This is a genomic window from Geobacter sp. AOG1, from assembly GCF_019972315.1.
In the GTDB taxonomy this organism is placed as follows: domain Bacteria; phylum Desulfobacterota; class Desulfuromonadia; order Geobacterales; family Geobacteraceae; genus Geomobilimonas.
The window spans coordinates 1-18187 of record NZ_BLIZ01000001.1 but is presented as its reverse complement, the minus strand read 5'-3'; the positions used below and the strand labels follow the sequence as shown (position 1 = coordinate 18187).

Here is an 18187-nt window from a genome sequence, read left to right as displayed (position 1 = left end):
CTTCTCCTGCCGTTCGTTCCGAAGAGGGACGCTTCATCGGTTTTTTCCCGCGTCCGTGCGATCGGCGGCGAAGAACCGCTCCAGCACGCGGCCGGTTATGGCGGTGACGAGCATTCCCAGGTAGGTCCCGGCAATCAGGTCGCTGAGGAAATGATAGTCGGTGGCGATGAGGGCAACCGCGAGGAGAAGAACGGCAAGGGCGGAAAGAACGCGGTAGCGGGGGAAATAGTACCAGACGGCGGCGAAGAAGGCAGTGAAGACCAGCATGTGACCGGAGGGGAAGCCGCCATCTCCGCGAAGCCAGGTAAAACCGGAGGAACCGTGGTTGTGGAGCCAGTCCCGCGTATGCCCCCGCCCGAAAACTCCCTGGAGCACTGTCTTCAAAATATAGGCGAGGGGGGTAGCGGTGGCAGCGAGGAGCAGAAACCTTCTCTTTCCCCCGTCCCGTCCGCTCCGTTCCAGGAGGAAATAGTCGATCCACATGATGATGGTGGCACTACAGACGAAGAGCAGCAGCAGGTCGGGCATCTTCCTGGTGCCGAGGGATGAAAGGTGCCAGGTTCGCAGGAAATCCATGACGGCACGGGCAAGCCATTCGTCCACGTACCGGTAGCTTATGCCGACTGCCAGCGCTGCCAGCAGGAACAGTCCTGACTGATAGCAAAGGTTGGTGTACCGCCTCGGCCGCGTCACGAAACTCCCCCTTTTTCGTTCCCTCTCTTCATTGTGTGGCCGGCGGTGGGGCGGACTGACGGGGACCGGCCAGTTTTCTCAGCCAGTAACCTGTTCCGGCCGCGATGACGGATATCACGATGACGATGAAGAGGGTGCCGGCCGATTTTCGCGCGAGTTCGTTCATGATGAACTTGCCGTGGACGCCGGCCTGGCGCAGGGGGTCCCGCGTGGCCAGGTAGATGCCGAATATCTCTAGTCCTGCGGCCAAAAGGGCGAAGAGGAACAGCTTCAGCCAGCTCCAGCTGCGGCTGAAAGCGCCGAGCAGCCCGGCGACCAGTGCCAGCGCCAGTCGCTCCCCCCAGGGGATGAGCGCCATGGAGGCGAAGGCGAGCGCCACGTAACCGACAAGGGCGGCCAGGGCCGCCAGAATATTCCTTCCCATGCAATTCATTCCTCTATTTGTGAATCACTGCTTAACGAGAATCCGTGCGCGCTACGCACAACGGGACACCCATCCCTCACAACATTCAGGTTTAACGAAGCGTAACCACCGTCACGCCGCTTCCCCCTTCATACGGTTCACCCTCCCGAAGCTCCCGGACCAGCGGGTGGCCGTCCAGAAACTGCCGTACGCCGCGCATGAGGGCGCCAGTCCCCTTGCCGTGGACAACCCGTATTTCGACGTACCCCGCGAGGGAGGCATGGTTCAGGAATTGCTCCAGGCGGGGGAGGGCGTCGTCCACCCGACTGCCGACCAGGTTGATCTCCGTGGTCGGCGCTTCCTCTTCCGGTGCCGGCCGTTTCCCCTTAACGAGAGCTTTGGCGGCCTTACCCCGGGGCGGGGCGATGCCGTCGAGTGGTACCTCAATCTCCAGCGAGCCAGCGCGAACTCGCAATCTCCCCCGTGCCCGGTCCAGTGCCACCACCTGGGCGTCATACCCCAGGGACCGGACGTAGACCGTTCCGCCGACGGCAACCTTGTCGGGTGCCAGTTCCTCCTCCGGGTGGAATTCCCGAAGCCGGGCCTCAGCCTGTTCTTCCAGTTCGGCCACCTTCTGCCGTGCCACCTTGCTCTTCTCCCGCCGGGCCTCGTCCAGGATGGCGTTCACCTCCCGGCGGGCCGCCTGGATGATATCCTTCGCCTCACGGTGGGCCTTCTCCATGGACTCCCGTTTTTCCCGTTCTGCCACGGCCAGCCGTTCCTTCAATTGTGCCTCGCGGGCGGCCAGGTCCCGGTTATGGCGTTCCTGTTCGGCCAGGAGCAGGTCCTGGCGATTGCGCTGCTCCTGCAATTCACCCAGCAGGGCATGGAATTCCGATTCCATCCGACCCAGCAGCCCCTGGGCGAAGTCGATGAGGCGGTCGGGAAGGCCATAGCGCCGTGCGATCTCCAGGGCGTGGGACTGCCCCGGTTCACCGCTCTTCAGCTTATAGAGAGGGGTGAAGGTCTGCCGGTCGAACTCCATGGCGGCGTTGACCATCCCCTTCCGCTGGTGGACGAAGCCGACGATGTCGGTCAGGTGGGTTGTGGCGAGCACCAGTGCCCCCTGTTCCTGAAGCTCCTTCAGGACGGCACAGGCTATGGCCGCACCCTGGAGCGGCTCGGTGCCGGTCCCGAGCTCGTCAAGCAGCACCACGGTCCGGGAATCGGCTTTGCGGACGATGCCGGCGATCCGGTTCACGTGGGAGGAGAAGGTAGAGAGACTCGCCTCGATGGACTGCTCGTCGCCGATGTCCACCAGCAGTTGTGATGCCAGGGGGAAGACGGAAGTGGCGGCGGCGGGGACCGGGATACCGGTGAGGGTCATGAGGAGAAGGAGCCCGGCGGTCTTGATGGCGATGGTCTTGCCGCCGGCATTGGGACCGGTGATAACCATGACCCGGCTCGGCGTTTCTCCCGAAATTTCACTTCCCAGGTCCAGGTCGAGGGGCACCACCGCACGGCCGCTCTCACGCGCCTGCAGGAGGAGGAGCGGGTGGCGTGCTCCGACCAGTCGGAGGCCGGTGTTTCCCAGTTGCGGGACCTCCCCCTGCACCAGGTCGGCGAAGCGGGCGATGGAGTTGAGAAGATCGAGGGCGACAAGGGAAGCGAACTGGGCGGCGAGCGCCTCGGTCTCCTCCCGCAGCCAGCGGCAGAGCTCGCGCAGGATGCGGATCTCCTCCACCTTCTCCTCGGCGACCAGGTTCTCCAGTTCGTTGGCCAGGCCGATGATCTCCAACGGCTCCATGAAGGCGGTTTCCCCCGAGTTGGAAACGTCGTGCACCACCCCGGGAACCATCCCTTTGGAGTCCATCCGGACCGGGATCACCCACCGGCCGTTCCGCTGGGTAATGAAATCGTCCTGGAGGAAGATGGCGGTCTGCCGCTCCCGGACGATCTCCTCCAACCTTCGGCGTATCCGTTGGGTCAGCCCGCGTTTGCGGCCGCGCAGGTCGTGGAGGAGCCGGGAGGCGGTGTCCAGGATCGCCCCTTCGCTGTCGATGGAGCGCTCCAGAGATTCAAGCAGGTCGGGAAAGCCGGTGATGTGGCCAGCAAGCTCCTGCAGTCGGGGGATATCGGTCCGGTAGGCAAACTGTTTGGCGATGGCGGTCATGATGCGCAGAATCGGCATGAGCAAAGCCAAGTCGCGGGGATCGAGCACCGCCCCGGCGGGGCGAACCTGGGCCAGCACCGGCCGGATGTCGGCGAACGTGGCGAAGGGAAGGGTAATGCCGAGCTGGCCGAGGCGGCGAATCTCCTCGATCCGGGCGAAGCGGGTGCAGATCTCTCCCCGGTCGGCCAGCGGGGCGAGCCGGGCGATCTCCTCCCCCGTGGCGTCGCTGTGGGCGAAATCGGCGATGAGCCGGACGATCCGGAGAAATTCCAGGGTGCGGAGGGTTTCGGTAGTTATCATTGCGAACCTTTGTTCTTACGGGATGGACAGGATAAACAGGATTAAACCCCAAAAACTTTTTGCCCGAAAACGGCAATTGAACACGGAAAAAGCGGATAACGTCTGATAAAGGCGGATGACTCCCGGATTTCAGATTTCACCCGATAGGTTGTGGCCTAACTCCGCAGTTGCCCAGGTTTTTCCGACTTTTCCGTGTCCCGAATGTCTTTAAGGTTTCTCCTGATTATCCTGAGTATCCCTGTCAATGTCAGGTTTGGCGTATTTCGTCGTCGCCTTGCGCTTGCGCCGCGCCTTCTGCCGGCGGAGCTTGTCAGCTTTGTCGTCTTTCGTCGTGGGAAGGCCGTTGAACGCCGCCAGCTTCTCCGCCAGTTCCCGCCGAGCCAGAAAACGGTTCAGTGACTGGCTCCGTTCCGCCATGCATTTCACCTCAAGGCCGGTGGGGCGATGGCGGAGCCAGACACAGGTGGCGGTCTTGTTGACATGCTGTCCCCCGGCGCCGGAGGAGCGGACGAACCGTTCCTCCATGTCCTCTTCCCGGAGTCCGAGCTCGGCCATCCGTTCCCGGAGCCAGCGGTTCTTTTCTTCGCTGACGGCAAAGATTGTCATGATTCCTTGTACCACGAAACGGGAGATTGGGCCAGTCCCTGGCGCTCGTTAGTGCTCCTGACGCAAAAGAGCCCGCATTCGCGGGCTCTTGAATATGCTGTCGTTTCCCAGGTTACTGGCCTCTTCATGCCTCCGCAGGCTTGAATTCGATCTCCAGATTTTTCTGCATGGAGGAGCGCCCGTCGAACTGTCCTCCCTCGGCAACCGACAGGCGCGTGGTGATGATATCGCCATACACTTCGCCCTTCGGCTGCACTTCAACGCTCTCGCTCGTGCGGGCGTTGCCGGTAAGCTTTCCTCCGACGATAAGCGCCTTGGCAGTAACGTCTCCCAGGACAGCCCCCCCCTCGCCGATGATGATGCAGTCGGCGGAGAGATTTCCTTCGAATCTGCCATCGATCTTGACCGTTCCCTTGGAGGTGAGTTCTCCCTTGATGGTCGTTTCCGGGCCGATGAGAACCTCCAGTTTCGGATGCTTGGGGCTGAACATGCGGTCAGGCTCCTTTCTCTGCAGTGCGTCGTTTAGTTGCGTGCCTCGATGAACGGCTTCGGGTTCACACTCTGGCCGTTCTTCCAGACTTCATAGTGGACATGGGGACCGGTGGAGGCGCCGGTCGATCCCGAATAGGCGATGATCTCTCCCCGCTTTACGGTCTGTCCCGCGTGGGCCAGGTTCTGGGAGTTGTGGGCGTACACCGAACTGAAGCCGTACCCGTGCTCGATGACGACGATATTGCCGTTGCCGGCGTTCCGGCCGGCGAAGCTTATCACCCCGTCGGCGGTGGCATGGAGCGGGGTTCCCTTGGAAAGTGTGATATCGATGCCGGTGTGGAATCTCGGCTCACCGTAGATGGGATGTTCCCGCATGCCGAACCCGGAACTGATCTGTCCCGCCGCCGGCCACCCATGGGGGGTTGCCTGGTAGACGTCGTGCTGCTTGGCGAGGTAGGATTTTATCTCATGCACCGTTTCCATGGATTCCGTAACCTGCTTCTTGAGCGCCTCGACGTCGATGGAACCCCCGTCGTCGGTGGCAAGGTTGTTGAGGACCTCCTTGCGTGAGCCGAGGGAGAAAAGTTTCCGGAATTGGGACTCGGACTGCTTGAGGGACGCCATGGTGGATTCCATCTCGTTGAACTGGCGTGACATGGCGGTGTACTGCTTCTTCATCCGGTAATAATCGACGGCCTGCACCGTGAGGGAGGCTGTATAGACCAGACCGAGGCAGGAGAGTCCGCAAAAGGTCAGGGCAAGAATGAACGGGATACGGATGCTGCGCGTGCTGAAGCGCGAATGGGGCACCAGCATGATGGTGATCGGCGTGTGTATCTTTCTGATCAGCAGGCGAAGCTTGTGCATCGGCAACATCCTCGACCGTTCCGGGTCAGCCGCTCATTAAGATTGGAGGAAAAAAGGGGAGGCAAGTTTATCCCGTTATTGGGGTAAATTCAACAAAAAATCATGTAGATGGACGAGGATGGCGGCCGGCCGGAGAGGGGAGGTGGCTGGCGCGATGATTTCTTAGTTCCAATTGCACCTAAAAGAAAGGCCACGCTGGGCGTGGCCAATGAGATTTTTGCGCGTACACTTCTCAAACTACTGCAAGGGGAGCTATTCGGGGTGGCTCCAGTTGTTGTTCTTCTACCTTGGTCAATCGATTTCCCATCCTGGCAAGGGTTTTACGCATTTCAGGCAGGTGGGGGAAAACGGCGGCGGCCCTAAGCCTCGCCTGATGGGAGATGGCCGGAGTGCCGCTCAGGATCGCGCCGGACGCCACATTGCCGAAAACTCCCGACTGGCCGGAAATCATGGCATTGTCACCGATCACGGCATGATCGACAACCGCAACCTGCCCGCCGAGGGTTACATGCCGTCCGAGTTTGACACTGCCGGCGATGCCGGCCTGTGCCACAATGATGCAATCCTCTCCGACCAGGCAGTTGTGAGCCACCTGGACGAGGTTGTCGATTTTCGTGCCGCGCCCGATGCGGGTCGTCTCAAGGGCTGCCCTGTCCACCGCTGAATTGGCCCCTATTTCCACGTCATCTTCTATGACGACGTTTCCGATCTGGGGGATCTTGATCCAGGAATGGCCATCCGGAGCGTAACCGAAACCGTCTCCGCCGATGACCGTGCCGTTGTGGATGGTGACCCGGTTCCCGATGCGGCACCCCTCGCGCACCGATACCCCCGCATGCAGCGTAACGTCATCTCCCACGACGACACCTTCGTAGAGAGTGACATTCGGATGAAGTGTCACCCGGTCGCCTATCTGGACTCCATCGGCAATAAAGGTGCCGGGATAAACGGAGGCTTCCTTGCCGATGACGGCGCCATTGTCGACAAAAGCCCCATCCATGATCCCCTTGACAATTCTTGGCTTGGCGGAGTACAGGGCAAGCAGTTTGGCGAAGGCGAGGTAAGGACTTGCCACGACGAGTGCATTGCGGTCAAAGGGATCGGCGTTGGGAGGGATGATAATCGCCGTCGCCCGTGTTGTCTTTACCTTGAGGGCATATTTGGTGTTGGCAAGAAAGGTTATCTGCCCCTCGGTCGCCGTATCCAGCGTTCCGAGCCCTCCGATGCTGACCGTAGGGTCTCCTACAACGTGGCCGCCCAGATAATCTGCCAACTCCTGTAATGTTTTGTTCACGTGAATTCCTTTCCTTCAATTGACACGTTTGTGGGAATTTGAACGGATTCTGCCTTGCGGTGGCTTGGGACCATTTCTGCGTTTTGTTCCCCGTTCGAGGAGTCGGGGTGTGTGATCTTCGCTGACGTGGTTTCGGCGAGGCCGATGAGATGCCACCTCGGCCAGTTGGAGGCGGTGAATCTAGAGCGGAAAGTTTCCTGCTGGTATCGTCACTGATAGAATAGTTTAAACTTGATACGACTATGCATGGTATCAATAATGTTTGTAAAAGTATATTAAATAGACGGACGGAATTATTATATAAATTCAACACATGGCCCGTGATTCACGTCGGGCAAAAAAGCCCGCAGTTGCGGGCTTTTTCATGTACAGAAATGGATGTGACGGCTGTTAGCCCGTTGCCACAAAGCGGCTGGAGCAGAAAAGCTCTGACCGTTCCATCGTCACTCCGTGGTCAGGGTTGGCCGCCAGGTGGAGGAGAATGCGGAAGACCGTTTCCGTTTCCCCGGCTGCGCCGAGCTCTGTCGCCAGTTCCTCGGCCGTGAAAGACTTGCCCGCGACCTCGCGCAGGGTGGCAAGGATTTCCCCCTGCAAGGCCAGCACCTGTCCTGCCGCCTTTTTCCCCGCTTCCACTCCCGGCTGATGGTAGGCGTTGATGTTGACGAGACTGGCGTAGAGGCCAACGGCCCGCTCGTAGAGGGCGATGAGGGTACCGACGGTCCGGTCCTCGAGCTTCTCCGTGGTGATGGTCATGGACTCCCGGCCGTTATCGTAGAGGGCGGTGCGGGTCCCCTGGAGGAAGCCGGCCAGGTAGTCGCCGCTGGTGACGTCCGGCTCCACCAGGACCGATTTACCATCGCGGTTGGCGAGCACCTCGATGAAGGTGACGAAGAAGTTGGCAACTCCTTCCCGGAGCTGCTGGACGTAGGCGTGCTGGTCGGTGGACCCTTTGTTGCCGTACACCGTGAGCCCCTGGCTCACCACCTGCCCATCCAGGTCCTTCTCTTTGCCGATGGACTCCATGATCAGCTGCTGCAGGTAGCGGGAGAAGAGGAGGAGCCGGTCCTTGTAGGGAAGGACGACCATGTCCTTCGTCCCTCTGCCGTCGGTGGCGTGGTACCACATGAGCGCGAGGAGCGCCGCCGGATTAGCGCGGGTATTGCGGTTGCGGGTCAGCTCGTCGCAGAGCCGGGCGCCGGCCAGGAGCCTGTCGATGTCGACCCCCTGGAGAGCTGCGGGAAGGAGCCCCACCGCCGAGGTGACGGAGGTTCGCCCCCCCACCCAGTCCCACATGGGGAAGCGGGCAAGCCACCCCTCGGTGACGGCGTTCGAATCCAGCTCACTTCCGACACCGGTGATCGCGACGGCGTGGTTTTCGAAGGCGAGCCCTGCCCTGCGGTACGCCTCTCGGGCCTCCAGCATGCCGTTTCGTGTCTCCTTGGTGCCGCCGCTCTTGGAGATGACGAGGGTGAGGGTTTTCGCCAGGGCCGGCCCGATCTCGGCCAGCACCTGATCCATTCCGTCCGGGTCGGTGTTGTCGAAGAAGAAGGGGCGCAACCGGTCATGGGCCGAGCCGAGGGCGTGGGCCACGAACTGGGGGCCGAGGGCCGAGCCGCCGATCCCCACCACCAGGAGGCGGGTAAAGGGTCGTCCGTCCGGCGCGCAGACCTTGCCGGCGTGGACCTGGGCGGCGAACTCTTTCACGCTGGCAACGGTAGCCTCGATCTCCGCGGCGATGGCCGGAGTGGGGGCCAGGGACGGGTTGCGCAGCCAGTAGTGCCCCACCATCCGTTGCTCGTCCGGGTTGGCGATGCTTCCCTTCTCCAGGGCGGCCATGTCGGTGAACGCCTTCTGGATGCGGGGCTCCATCCGGTCGAAGAAATCAGGCGGGAAGTTCATCCGGCTGATGTCGAGCATGAGCCCCAGTTCGTGGCTGACGTAGAGGTACTCCTGGTAACGCTCCCAGAGCTGCCGTTTGTCCATGTATTCCTCCAGAAAAATCTTTTGTTAACCACGAAGATCAAAAAACCCAAAGAAACGAAGAAATCCCTACAACCATTTTCACGCAGAGACGCAAAGGCGCAGAGAGAACTAAAACCTTAAACCCGTTCAGCGATTAACTTTGAAGACTTGTCTTTTGTCTTTCTTTGCGTCTCTGCGCCTCTGCGTCAAAGCCTTTGTTTTCAGGCCATTGTGGTTGAGGAGACTATACCGCCAGAGCCCCGGTGCAGCTCGACCCCTCGCCGGCGGTGCAGCAGTAACAGTGCTGCGCCAGGAACAGGTCGGTTCCGGTCCGGGCGGCCGACTCCAGGTCGTCGACCTTGAGGATGCTCCCGTCGTCGCCGGTGATGGGGAGGCCGATGGCCTGGTTGAAGTCGCAGTTGTAGAGGAACCCCTTCCAGTCGACGCTCACCAGGGTGCGGCACATGATGTTGCCGGCGGCGTCGGGGTTGAAGCGGGTGGCGAGCAGGTTCAGGTAGCGGTCGTAGGCTCCCTGGGCCTCCAGATACTCCCGGAAGCGGCCGATGGGGGCGTTGGTGATGGTGTAGAGGTTGTTGAAGCGGATGCCGTAGCGCTCCAGAAGCTCCTTCTTGTAGGCCGCTTCCAGGTCGCGCTGGGCGCCGGCGACGAAATCGCCACCGGGATTGTAGACCAGGTTCAGCTCCAGCTTCTCACCGTACCCCATGGCGTTGAGCCGCTGCAGAGCGGCGATGCTCCGCCCGAAGGCCCCTTCGCCCCGCTGCCGGTCCACGTTTTCCTCCTGATAGCAGGGGAGAGATGCGACGATGACGAGCCCCTGCTCCCGGTAGAACTCGGGGAGCCACCCCATACCCGGCTCGGTGATGACGGTCAGGTTGCTCCGCACCATGCGGCGCGGGGAGAAGCCGGCGGTCGTCTCCACCAGGTGGCGGAAATGGGGATTCAGTTCGGGGCAGCCGCCGGTGATGTCCAGGGTGATCCCCGGCCGCCGGGAGAGGAGGGCGGCCACCGTCTCCATCACCTCCCGGCCCATGATCTTTTCTCCCCGGGGAGAGGCCCCCACGTGGCAGTGGCTGCAGGAGAGGTTGCAGCGGTTCCCCAGGTTGAGCTGGAGGGTCTGCAGGGTATGGAACTTCACGTAGACCGGATTGATCTGCCGAACACGTTCTTTGAAAGCGGCTACCATCGATGACTCCGTAAAAAGTAAAAGGTGAAAGGTGATAAGCATCAATCTCCGACACATGAGAGATGATGTACTCCCCGTTCACGGATCCCGGGTCCCGGCCTTTTTTATTTTACCATACAGCACCGGCACCAGGGCGAACAGACCGAGGAGGGCGAAGGAGCCGAGGACCCGTGGCGAAGCCACATCCCCCATCGAGGTGATGGTGGCGAGGCTGGCGCCGGCGTTGCAGTAGACAAATCCGCCGGGGATGATCCCCAGCAGGGTGCCGATGACAAAGGTCCGGAGCGGCAGGCGGGTGAGCCCCGCCGCCAGGTTGATGAGGAAGAAAGGGAAGACCGGTACCAGCCGCAGAAAGAGGAGATAGTTGAGCCCCCGTTCCTCCAGTTCCCGGTTGATCCTCTCCAGTTTCGGGCCGAACCGGCTGAGCACCGCATCCCGCAGCAGGTAGCGGGTGACGAGGAAGGCGAGGGTGGCACCGATGGTGGCGGCGATGACGGCGTAGACCGTCCCCATAACCGCACCGAAGATCGCCCCGGCGGTCAGGGAGAGGATCGCGGCTCCGGGGAGGGAGAGGGCGGTCTGGACGATATAAACCGCCATGAAGCCGACCACCATGCCCACCCGATGGTTTCTGTAGTAGTCGAGGAGCGTCTGACGGTTTTCCTTCAGCGCTTCCAGGGTGAAGAATCGCCCCAGGTCCAGGGATAAAAAAAGCACCAGGGCGGCAATGACGGCCAGGGCGATGGCGATCTTCTTCCCGTTCATCGTCACCCCCTCTGCCAGACGAGCCAGGCGGAGAGGATCCTTTTCACGAAGGGGGTGAGGCGGGTCCGGTTATGGGCGTCGGCCAGCTTCCTGATCGCTTCCGCCTGGGTCGGGTAGGGGTGGATGGTCCTGGCGATGGCCGAAAGGCCGAGGCCACCGGCGATGGCGAGGGAGAGTTCGTTGATCATCTCTCCTGCATGGCGGGCGACGATGGTGGCGCCGAGGATGCGGTCGCTCCCCTTTTTCAGGTGCACCCGGGCAAACCCTTCCGTCTCCCCGTCCAGCACGGCACGGTCCACGTCGGCAAGCGGCACGGTCAGGGTTGTCACCTCGATCCCTCTGGCCTCAGCGTCTCGCTCGTACATCCCCACGTGGGCGATCTCCGGGTCGGTGTAGGTGCACCAGGGGATGGTGAGGGCCGATGACTTCTGCCGCCCCATGAAGAGGGCGTTGGCGATGACGATCCGGGCCTGGGCGTCGGCGGTGTGGGTGAACTTATACGGGGAGCAGATGTCGCCGGCGGCGTAGACCCGGGGGTTGCTGGTCTGCAGGGTGTCGGACACCGTAACTCCCACCTTAGCATCATAGGCGATGCCACCCCGTTCAAGGTTGAGCCCCTCGACGTTGGGAGCCCGGCCGACCCCGAGGAGTATCCGGTCAACCATCACCTCTTCCGTGGCACCGTTCCGTTCCATGACGACGGCCATGTCGCTGTTCCGCGTTTCGACGCGTAGGATGTTCATCCCCAGCCGCAGATCTATTCCTTCCTGGACAAAGGTGGCATGGAGGATGTCGGCCCCGTCCCGGTCTTCGCGGCCAAGTATCTGGGGAGTCGCTTCGATCAAGGTGACTCGGCTGCCGAAGCGGGCGAAACTCTGGGCGAGCTCGCAGCCGATGGGACCGGCGCCGATGACCGCCAGCCGCGGTGGCAGCTCGGTGAGTGAAAACACCGTCTCGTTGGTGAGATATCCCGCTTCCTCCAGACCGGGAATGGGGAGGGCTGCAGCCCGGGCACCGGTGCAGATGGCGGCCCGGTGGAAGAAGAGCCGGGTGCCGGCAACCTCAATGCAGTCCGATTCCGCAAAGGATGCCTGACCAAAATAGACGTCCACCCCCAGTTCGTCCCGGAAACGCCGGGCTCCGTCATGGGGACTGATCTCGCTCCGGAGCCGGCGCATCCGCTCCATGACGGCGGCAAAGTCGACGCTGATCCTGTCCCCCCCCCGAATGCCGAACGCGGCGCCGGAACGGGCATCATGAGCGGCCCGGGCCGACCGGATGAGTCCCTTGGAGGGGACACACCCCACGTTCAGACAGTCACCCCCCAGCAGATGCCGCTCGATGAGGGCCACCTTCGCACCCAGCCCGGCGGCACCGGCTGCGCAGACCAGCCCGGCGGTCCCGCCGCCGATCACCACCAGGTTGTACCGACCGGTGGGGACGGGGTTGACCCAGCCGGCGGGGTGCACGTTGGCGGTGAGTGCGCGATTATGGCCGTCGTCAGGGAGAAGGGGGGTGGTTTTGTCCATGGGGGCTCCTGTCGGGTGTGAAGCCACATAGTAGCAGAATTGCCCCGATAATCAAGCCGGCCATGGGGGGATGGGTGATTCGGGGTGCAAACTACCCTGAAGCATGCTATATGATGGTGAAAACAGCCCTGGAGGTCCCATGTCCGCCGCTGACAATCTCATGGAATTCCTTGCCCCGCAGCTCGACACCGAGATTCACATCGGCCCCTGGCTCGCCATCGACCAGGAGCGGATCGACGGCTTCGCCGCGGCGACCGGCGACGTGCAGTGGATCCACACCGACCCGGAGCGGGCTCGGCGGGAATCCCCCTACGGGGCCACCATCGCCCACGGCTTCCTGACCCTGTCGCTCCTCCCCTACCTCACAGAGAGCAACCACCCCGACTTCTTCCCGCGGAATTATCCGGGGATGCGGCTGCGGGTGAACTACGGCCTCAACCGACTCCGCTTCCCCACGCCGGTTGTGGTAGGTTCCCGCATCCGGGCGCGCACCCACCTCCTTGCAGCGGAACGGATCGAGGGGGGAGTGCAGATCACCTATCGGTTTACGGTGGAGATAGAAGGGGGGGGTAAGCCTGCCTGCGTGGTCGAATCGCTCTACCGCGTCTACGAGTGAGTCCCAGCCGGGAGTCGCTCTAATCAGAATGATCCTGCCGATTAGCCGTTGACAGGGTACCATCGTCGGTATATCTTGACAGCAATTGATTCAAAAAATTGAATATGTCAGGTAAAGGAGCACCCATGAACAGAGTAGTCATCATTTTCCTCTTTATCGTCGCCATAGCCGTGTCGGTCGTGACCAATGCCGTCACTGCCACCTCTGCTTCGACTCCGACCGAAACCTCGGCGATGGTGGGAAAGTGTGCCAACTGTCCGCAGAAACAGATGGATTGCGCCAGCTGTCCGAATAGGACGACATGCGACTGTGCCAACTGCCCCGGTCCGAAGGATTGTCCGCAGATGAAGGGTGCGCAAGGGGGGATGAATTGCGCCAACTGTCCGCAGATGGAGTGTCCCAACAAGGAGTGCCCCCAGAAGGCGGCGACCGTCCCGTGTGACAAGTGCCCGAAAATGAGGGGCAACTGAGGGGCAACTGTCGAGTCTACATTAAAAAAAGCCTGCCGAAACCGGCAGGCTTTTTTTCGTTGTGACAGGCGGACTTACTTCTGGCTGGTCGCCAGGGCCTGGTCCACGTCGGCGATGATGTCGTCGATATGCTCGATGCCGACGGAGAGACGGATGAGGTCGGCGGTGACGCCGGAAGCGGTCTGCTGCTCGGGTGTCAGTTGGCGGTGGGTGGTGCTGGCCGGATGGAGGACGCAGCTGCGGGCGTCACCCACGTGGACCACGAGGGCGACGAGTCGGCACGCCTCCATGAACTTTTTCCCCGCTTCGGCCCCCCCCTTGATGCCGAAGGTGAGGACACCGCTTGCCCCCTTGGGGAGGTACTTTTGCGCCCGGTCGTTACTTGCGTGGCTTTTCAGACCCGGGTACTTGACCCAGGAAACGGCGGGGTGCCCTTCCAGAAATTGGGCCAGGGCCAGGGCGTTGTCGCTGTGGCGCTGCATCCGGAGCGGCAGGGTCTGGAGTCCCTGGGTGAAGAGGAAGGAATTGAAGGGGCTCGGCGTCGCTCCCAGGTCGCGCATGAGCTGAACCCGCGCCTTGACGATGTAGGCGCGGTTGCCGAAGGTCTTCACGTACTGGAGGCCGTGGTAGGATTCGTCGGGCTCGGTCAGCTCCGGGAAGCGGCCGTTTCCCCAGTCGAAATTGCCGCCGTCGACGATGATGCCCCCGACGCTCGTGGCGAGGCCGTCGATGTACTTGGTGGCCGAGTGGATCACCACGTTGGCCCCATGTTCGAAGGGGCGGCAGAGATAGGGGGTGGCGAAGGTGCTGTCGATGACCAGAGGTACCCCTTTTTCTTTGGCGATGGCGCTGAACTTGGCAAAGTCGAGGACGTTCAGTCCCGGGTTGCCGATGGTTTCGGCGAAGAGGGCCTTGGTGTTGGGGCGGAAGGCCTTGCGTATCTCATCGGCCGGCGCCTCCGGATCGACGAAGGTTACCTCGATCCCCATTTTGGGGAAGGTGCAGGCAAACAGATTGTAGGTGCCGCCGTAGAGGGTGCTGGCGGTTACGAAGTGCTGGCCCGCCTGGCAGATGTTGAAGATGGCGAGGGTCGTGGCTGCCTGACCGGCTGAGGTGGCCAGGGCTCCGACTCCCCCTTCCATCATGGCGAGTTTCTGCTCGAAGGCGTCGGTGGTGGGGTTGCCGATGCGGGTGTAGAAAAAGCCCGCCTCCTCCAGGTCGAAGAGTTTCGTCACGTGCTCGGCGCTGTCGTACTTGAAGGTGGTGCTCTGGCAGATGGTGACGACGCGGGGATCCCCCGGCTTGGGGTCGTACCCCCCCTGGATGGCCTGGGTCTCGATATTCCACGTTGGTTTCATGTGTGCTGCTCCTTTCGGCGGGATTCTGGCGGACGGCTCGGGCTTTCCGCAGCTGTCTGTGAAAAACCGGGACATAGTAGCAAATTAACCCTGCTTTGTCACACTCTTCAGCGTGGCCCAAATCTCCACGCAGGATCCCACTGAGCGGTCACGCCGGTCAATGGAGCGCAAGCACCGCGTCACCCACCATCCGGCGGATGGCACTTTCCTCTATGAAGTCGAACAGTTTCCCTCTGCCGAAGGCCACCTCCACCCCGTTCCGTCCACTTCGTACTTCCACTGCCACTTCGCTTACGCCGTTCCCGAGAAGACCGTAATAATGATGCTCGATGGCACCGGCCCGGCGGTGGGGTTCCCTCCTGCGCAGGTCGAAGTAGACTGCCTGGTCATGGTCGTCGTTGGTCAGATAGATCATGGCACACCTCCTGTTGTGTTATGGTGCCATGCTATCAGGGGCATGCGACAATATATGTCGCAATACTAAATTTGTGCGTGCAATTTATTGCCAATAGGTTGTTTGCTGGCTTTGTGAAAGAGGGGCTGCTGGGGAATGGACACCGGATGCACCAAGAGTCCGCCGTTTCAGTGAAGAAAGGGCTGGAAGGTGCAGGTGATTCAGCGGTACAGGGTAAGAGTCAGAGTGGTGCTACGGTGGCGATAAGGCGCCGGGTACTTTTCGGCGGGGGAGCTTCGTGGTGAGGTGCTGTCTTTCCGAGGTTGATCCACAGACCATCGCGGAGGAAGGCGGTGATCAGGCCGTCGCGGATGAGATCGGAGAGGCGGGATTCCAGAGCCGGGACACAGGTTTCGTTCGAACAGCGGACAAGTACGACCATGACGTTTTTCTCCTTGTGCATCGTGCTGCGGTTGATGATGGAAAACATGTCTAGTTCGCGGATGGTTCGATTAGGGAGTGCTAATATAACTAAATGTTGTGAGAGTGGCAAGAAAAAATTTTGCACTGAAAGAAATCTGTCCTGGAGGTTAGTTCAGGGGTGCTCGGCTAACTGGGCCCCTTTGACCTGGGTCAATTGCATTCCCGCCGTTGCGCTGTAGAGTAAGAGCATAAAATGACAGGAGGTATTCATGGCAGATTATTCTTTTGACCATCTCAGCCGGGAGATCATTGGTGGTTGCAGCGAGGCGGTGCTGTTTTCCGACCGTGAGGGGTGCATTCGGTTCTGGAACCATGGAGCGGAAAAACTGTTCGGCTTCAGCCGGGAGGACGCGATCGGTCAGTCCCTGGACATCATCATCCCGGACAAGATGCGGGAAAGGCACTGGGACGGCTATTATCGGGTCATGGATACGGGGGAGACCCGGTATGCCACTGAGCTTCTCACTGCGCCGGCGCTCTGCAAGGACGGCCGCCGTCTTTCAACCGAGTTTTCCATGGTGCTGGTGCGGGATGCCGACGGGACCGTACAGGGAGCCGCGGCAGTCATACGGGACGTGACAGCCCGCTGGGAGCGGGAAAAAGCGCTCAAGGAGCGGTTGGCCTCTCTGGAAGCACAGGCGGTACAGGCCAAATCCGAATAACGACACGTACCGGCATGCCGGAACACGAAAAGGGGAGGGTTACAATGAGTGAGGAAACGACGAATCTAACGGCCCGCGTGCTGACCATGACCGACCTGATCGCCTATCAGGAGGGGTCGGTGGTGAGCCGCACCCTCATCGACAAGAAAATCGGCACGCTCACCCTGTTTGCCTTCGGTGCGGGCCAGGGGCTGTCCGAGCATACGGCACCCTACGATGCCGTCGTCCAGATCGTGGATGGGGAAGCGGACGTCACCATTGCCGGGACGGTCCACCATCTCGTGGCGGGACAGATGATCATCATGCCTGCCAACCAGCCCCATTCACTGCGGTCCGATCAGCGTTTCAAGATGCTCCTCGTAATGATACGCGCCTGAAATAAAGCATCTACTGTTTCAGTAAAAATGCTTGGGCAGGCAATGATTTTTTTGCGAAAAAACACGTCATTTGCCGTTCGGCCGCCTTTCCGGGAAAACCGCGGGAAGGCGGTTTTTTTGTATGCGCTATCTATTCCAGGATTGGTGGCTGCAAACAGTCGGTAATCATTGCAGTAAATGAATAATGGGGTTAATGGCACATAACTTGCTGTTAATTAATAGGATTTTATTGTCTTTGCCCTGAACCTGTTATGGTGGTTTGTGTCAAAACCGATATGATTTGACATGGTTAATATATTTTATAATTAATTAATAGCTTCTTGGCAATGGCAGTCATAGCACGAGCACGACAGGTCATATAGCTGGTATAAAACCATACAGGAGCCAGACCATGAAAAGACACTGCGCATACATCCTTGGGCCGATGGTGCTGGCCCTGTTGGTTGCGACAGCAGTCTTTGCGGTCGACTATCCCCATAACACGGCCAACGGTTACACCTGCAGCGGCTGCCATCAGAGCCACAGCACCCTGGGGACCCAGGGGTACACCAACCTCTGCCTCACCTGCCACAACCCGGCCGACGGCAAGGCGGGGAACAAAGCCTTCGTGCCGGGCGACGCCTCCAACCCGTTCGGCAATGCCACCTCGGCACGGCCGGGCATCCTCTACCAGAGCTCCCACAACTGGAGCGGCTCGGACAACGTACCGCCGGCGGGAGCCTTGCCTCCCCTCAACCCGCAGATGACCAAGCCGAACATGGCGGGGACCATCAGCTGCGTCCGCTGCCATAACGTCAAGAATCCCCGCTCCTCCGCCTTCAACTCCGCGCCGTTTCTGCGTGCGCTCAACGAGCGGGACGAGATGTGCCTCGACTGCCACCGGCTGCGCAACAGCAGCAGCCACTTAAGTGGCAGCCACCCGGTCACCGTCAGTTACTCAGGTGCGGCCAAGGCGCGGCCGACCGCTTTCCAGGCCGTCCCGGCAAACAGCAACCCCGGCAACCCGAGCTCCGCCCTGAAACTGGTCAGCGGGCAAGTCCTCTGCTCCACCTGCCACCGGGTCCACTTCGCCGACTCCAACAGCGCCACCTACGACAGCGCCACCAGTGCCCGGCAGGGGCACCTCGCTCCCTCCGCGGGGAAACTGCTGCGAACCGACCTGCGGGGCGCCAGTGCCACGGCGCCCAACATCTGCAGCGACTGCCACGGGGGTAAAGCCTCCCACAACAACAAGGGGCAGAACGTCCAGTGCGGCGACTGCCATAGCGGGCACGTGGCGTACGACGCCAACGCGGTAACCGACCAGGAGAAACTGCCCAACGTCTTCCTGATCCGGCGGTACATGAACTTCTCCAGCAGTGCCGGAGCGGTACGCAACAAACGGGTCTTCTTCCAGTACACCGGCAGCGCGAGAAACTACGTCGATTACCGGGGCACCGGGGTCTGCCAGGGGTGCCACGCCGTGCCCCAGGGAGCGGGCTATCCCATCGAGCATACGAGCACCGATGCCAACGTCTGCGCCACCTGCCATGGCCACCA

18 protein-coding genes and 1 pseudogene are annotated in these 18187 nt (G+C 61.0%); 5 read left to right on the top strand and 14 right to left on the bottom strand.

The genetic code is table 11. The features are described 5' to 3' along the window. Positions 1 to 33: 33 nt before the first annotated feature. The 11 genes from LDN04_RS00095 to LDN04_RS00045 form a co-directional block, all read right to left on the bottom strand. The gene (locus LDN04_RS00095) at positions 34 to 693 is read right to left on the bottom strand and encodes a phosphatase PAP2 family protein (RefSeq protein WP_223905109.1); all 660 of its coding nucleotides are present in this window, start codon (positions 691 to 693) and stop codon (positions 34 to 36) included. 28 nt (positions 694 to 721) lie between these two features. Then, positions 722 to 1117, bottom strand: a complete 396-nt coding sequence (locus LDN04_RS00090) for a hypothetical protein (RefSeq protein ID WP_223905107.1) — start codon at positions 1115 to 1117, stop codon at positions 722 to 724. A gap of 91 nt (positions 1118 to 1208) precedes the next feature. Continuing rightward, the gene (locus LDN04_RS00085) at positions 1209 to 3569 is read right to left on the bottom strand and encodes an endonuclease MutS2 (protein ID WP_223905105.1); all 2361 of its coding nucleotides are present in this window, start codon (positions 3567 to 3569) and stop codon (positions 1209 to 1211) included. A gap of 207 nt (positions 3570 to 3776) precedes the next feature. Beyond that, entirely contained in the window at positions 3777 to 4175 is a 399-nt protein-coding gene (locus LDN04_RS00080) for a peptide chain release factor-like protein (protein WP_223905102.1), read from the bottom strand. A gap of 124 nt (positions 4176 to 4299) precedes the next feature. Then, positions 4300 to 4665 carry a polymer-forming cytoskeletal protein gene (locus LDN04_RS00075; protein ID WP_223905100.1) on the bottom strand — a complete coding sequence of 122 codons (366 nt, stop codon included), beginning with the start codon at positions 4663 to 4665 and terminating at the stop codon, positions 4300 to 4302. 32 nt (positions 4666 to 4697) lie between these two features. After that, the gene (locus tag LDN04_RS00070; protein ID WP_223905098.1) at positions 4698 to 5534 is read right to left on the bottom strand and encodes a M23 family metallopeptidase; all 837 of its coding nucleotides are present in this window, start codon (positions 5532 to 5534) and stop codon (positions 4698 to 4700) included. 232 nt (positions 5535 to 5766) lie between these two features. Next, entirely contained in the window at positions 5767 to 6834 is a 1068-nt protein-coding gene (lpxD, locus tag LDN04_RS00065) for a UDP-3-O-(3-hydroxymyristoyl)glucosamine N-acyltransferase (protein WP_223913309.1), read from the bottom strand. A 384-nt stretch (positions 6835 to 7218) separates the two neighbouring features. Further along, positions 7219 to 8811 carry a glucose-6-phosphate isomerase gene (locus LDN04_RS00060; RefSeq protein WP_223905096.1) on the bottom strand — a complete coding sequence of 531 codons (1593 nt, stop codon included), beginning with the start codon at positions 8809 to 8811 and terminating at the stop codon, positions 7219 to 7221. A gap of 223 nt (positions 8812 to 9034) precedes the next feature. Further along, a complete protein-coding gene (gene arsS / locus LDN04_RS00055; protein WP_223905094.1) occupies positions 9035 to 9994 on the bottom strand; it encodes an arsenosugar biosynthesis radical SAM (seleno)protein ArsS in 960 nt (319 codons plus the stop codon). 78 nt (positions 9995 to 10072) lie between these two features. Next, positions 10073 to 10759: a TVP38/TMEM64 family protein gene (locus LDN04_RS00050; RefSeq protein WP_223905092.1), complete on the bottom strand. Its 687-nt coding sequence runs from the start codon at positions 10757 to 10759 to the stop codon at positions 10073 to 10075. Positions 10760 to 10761: 2 nt separating this feature from the next. Continuing rightward, a complete protein-coding gene (locus LDN04_RS00045; protein ID WP_223905090.1) occupies positions 10762 to 12288 on the bottom strand; it encodes a mercuric reductase in 1527 nt (508 codons plus the stop codon). Positions 12289 to 12427: 139 nt separating this feature from the next. On the opposite strand from LDN04_RS00045, the gene LDN04_RS00040 reads away from it, so the two are divergent. After that, the gene (locus LDN04_RS00040; protein ID WP_223905088.1) at positions 12428 to 12904 is read left to right on the top strand and encodes a MaoC family dehydratase; all 477 of its coding nucleotides are present in this window, start codon (positions 12428 to 12430) and stop codon (positions 12902 to 12904) included. A 125-nt stretch (positions 12905 to 13029) separates the two neighbouring features. After that, the gene (locus LDN04_RS00035; protein WP_223905086.1) at positions 13030 to 13374 is read left to right on the top strand and encodes a hypothetical protein; all 345 of its coding nucleotides are present in this window, start codon (positions 13030 to 13032) and stop codon (positions 13372 to 13374) included. Between the two features lie 74 nt (positions 13375 to 13448). Here the strand turns inward: LDN04_RS00035 and LDN04_RS00030 are convergent, their stop codons facing one another. From LDN04_RS00030 to LDN04_RS00020, 3 genes are all read right to left on the bottom strand, one after another. Then, a complete protein-coding gene (locus LDN04_RS00030) occupies positions 13449 to 14732 on the bottom strand; it encodes an O-acetylhomoserine aminocarboxypropyltransferase/cysteine synthase family protein (protein WP_223905084.1) in 1284 nt (427 codons plus the stop codon). Positions 14733 to 14889: 157 nt separating this feature from the next. After that, the gene (locus LDN04_RS00025) at positions 14890 to 15147 is read right to left on the bottom strand and encodes a hypothetical protein (protein WP_223905082.1); all 258 of its coding nucleotides are present in this window, start codon (positions 15145 to 15147) and stop codon (positions 14890 to 14892) included. Positions 15148 to 15367: 220 nt separating this feature from the next. Beyond that, positions 15368 to 15568 carry a hypothetical protein gene (locus LDN04_RS00020; protein WP_223905080.1) on the bottom strand — a complete coding sequence of 67 codons (201 nt, stop codon included), beginning with the start codon at positions 15566 to 15568 and terminating at the stop codon, positions 15368 to 15370. Between the two features lie 250 nt (positions 15569 to 15818). Between LDN04_RS00020 and LDN04_RS00015 the strand changes: the two genes are divergently transcribed. The 3 genes and pseudogenes from LDN04_RS00015 to LDN04_RS00005 all read left to right on the top strand — a co-directional run. After that, positions 15819 to 16271, top strand: a complete 453-nt coding sequence (locus tag LDN04_RS00015) for a PAS domain-containing protein (RefSeq protein WP_223905078.1) — start codon at positions 15819 to 15821, stop codon at positions 16269 to 16271. Positions 16272 to 16315: 44 nt separating this feature from the next. Continuing rightward, positions 16316 to 16648 (top strand): cupin domain-containing protein, encoded by a 333-nt coding sequence (locus LDN04_RS00010; RefSeq protein ID WP_223905076.1) that lies wholly within the window; start codon positions 16316 to 16318, stop codon positions 16646 to 16648. 391 nt (positions 16649 to 17039) lie between these two features. Then, positions 17040 to 18187, top strand: a pseudogene (locus tag LDN04_RS00005) (CxxxxCH/CxxCH domain-containing protein); the annotation flags it as partial.

Excerpts from the sequence above, each read along its gene's own strand:
- LDN04_RS00040 (WP_223905088.1), top strand. The coding sequence starts at position 12,428 with ATGTCCGCCGCTGACAATCTCATGGAATTCCTTGCCCCGCAGCTCGAC.
- LDN04_RS00050 (WP_223905092.1), bottom strand. The coding sequence starts at position 10,759 with ATGAACGGGAAGAAGATCGCCATCGCCCTGGCCGTCATTGCCGCCCTG.
- LDN04_RS00030 (WP_223905084.1), bottom strand. The coding sequence starts at position 14,732 with ATGAAACCAACGTGGAATATCGAGACCCAGGCCATCCAGGGGGGGTAC.
- LDN04_RS00085 (WP_223905105.1), bottom strand. The coding sequence starts at position 3,569 with ATGATAACTACCGAAACCCTCCGCACCCTGGAATTTCTCCGGATCGTC.
- LDN04_RS00090 (WP_223905107.1), bottom strand. The coding sequence starts at position 1,117 with ATGGGAAGGAATATTCTGGCGGCCCTGGCCGCCCTTGTCGGTTACGTG.
- LDN04_RS00015 (WP_223905078.1), top strand. The coding sequence starts at position 15,819 with ATGGCAGATTATTCTTTTGACCATCTCAGCCGGGAGATCATTGGTGGT.
- LDN04_RS00025 (WP_223905082.1), bottom strand. The coding sequence starts at position 15,147 with ATGATCTATCTGACCAACGACGACCATGACCAGGCAGTCTACTTCGAC.
- LDN04_RS00080 (WP_223905102.1), bottom strand. The coding sequence starts at position 4,175 with ATGACAATCTTTGCCGTCAGCGAAGAAAAGAACCGCTGGCTCCGGGAA.
- LDN04_RS00045 (WP_223905090.1), bottom strand. The coding sequence starts at position 12,288 with ATGGACAAAACCACCCCCCTTCTCCCTGACGACGGCCATAATCGCGCA.
- LDN04_RS00070 (WP_223905098.1), bottom strand. The coding sequence starts at position 5,534 with ATGCACAAGCTTCGCCTGCTGATCAGAAAGATACACACGCCGATCACC.
- LDN04_RS00035 (WP_223905086.1), top strand. The coding sequence starts at position 13,030 with ATGAACAGAGTAGTCATCATTTTCCTCTTTATCGTCGCCATAGCCGTG.
- LDN04_RS00060 (WP_223905096.1), bottom strand. The coding sequence starts at position 8,811 with ATGGACAAACGGCAGCTCTGGGAGCGTTACCAGGAGTACCTCTACGTC.
- LDN04_RS00020 (WP_223905080.1), bottom strand. The coding sequence starts at position 15,568 with ATGGTCGTACTTGTCCGCTGTTCGAACGAAACCTGTGTCCCGGCTCTG.
- arsS (WP_223905094.1), bottom strand. The coding sequence starts at position 9,994 with ATGGTAGCCGCTTTCAAAGAACGTGTTCGGCAGATCAATCCGGTCTAC.
- LDN04_RS00010 (WP_223905076.1), top strand. The coding sequence starts at position 16,316 with ATGAGTGAGGAAACGACGAATCTAACGGCCCGCGTGCTGACCATGACC.
- LDN04_RS00075 (WP_223905100.1), bottom strand. The coding sequence starts at position 4,665 with ATGTTCAGCCCCAAGCATCCGAAACTGGAGGTTCTCATCGGCCCGGAA.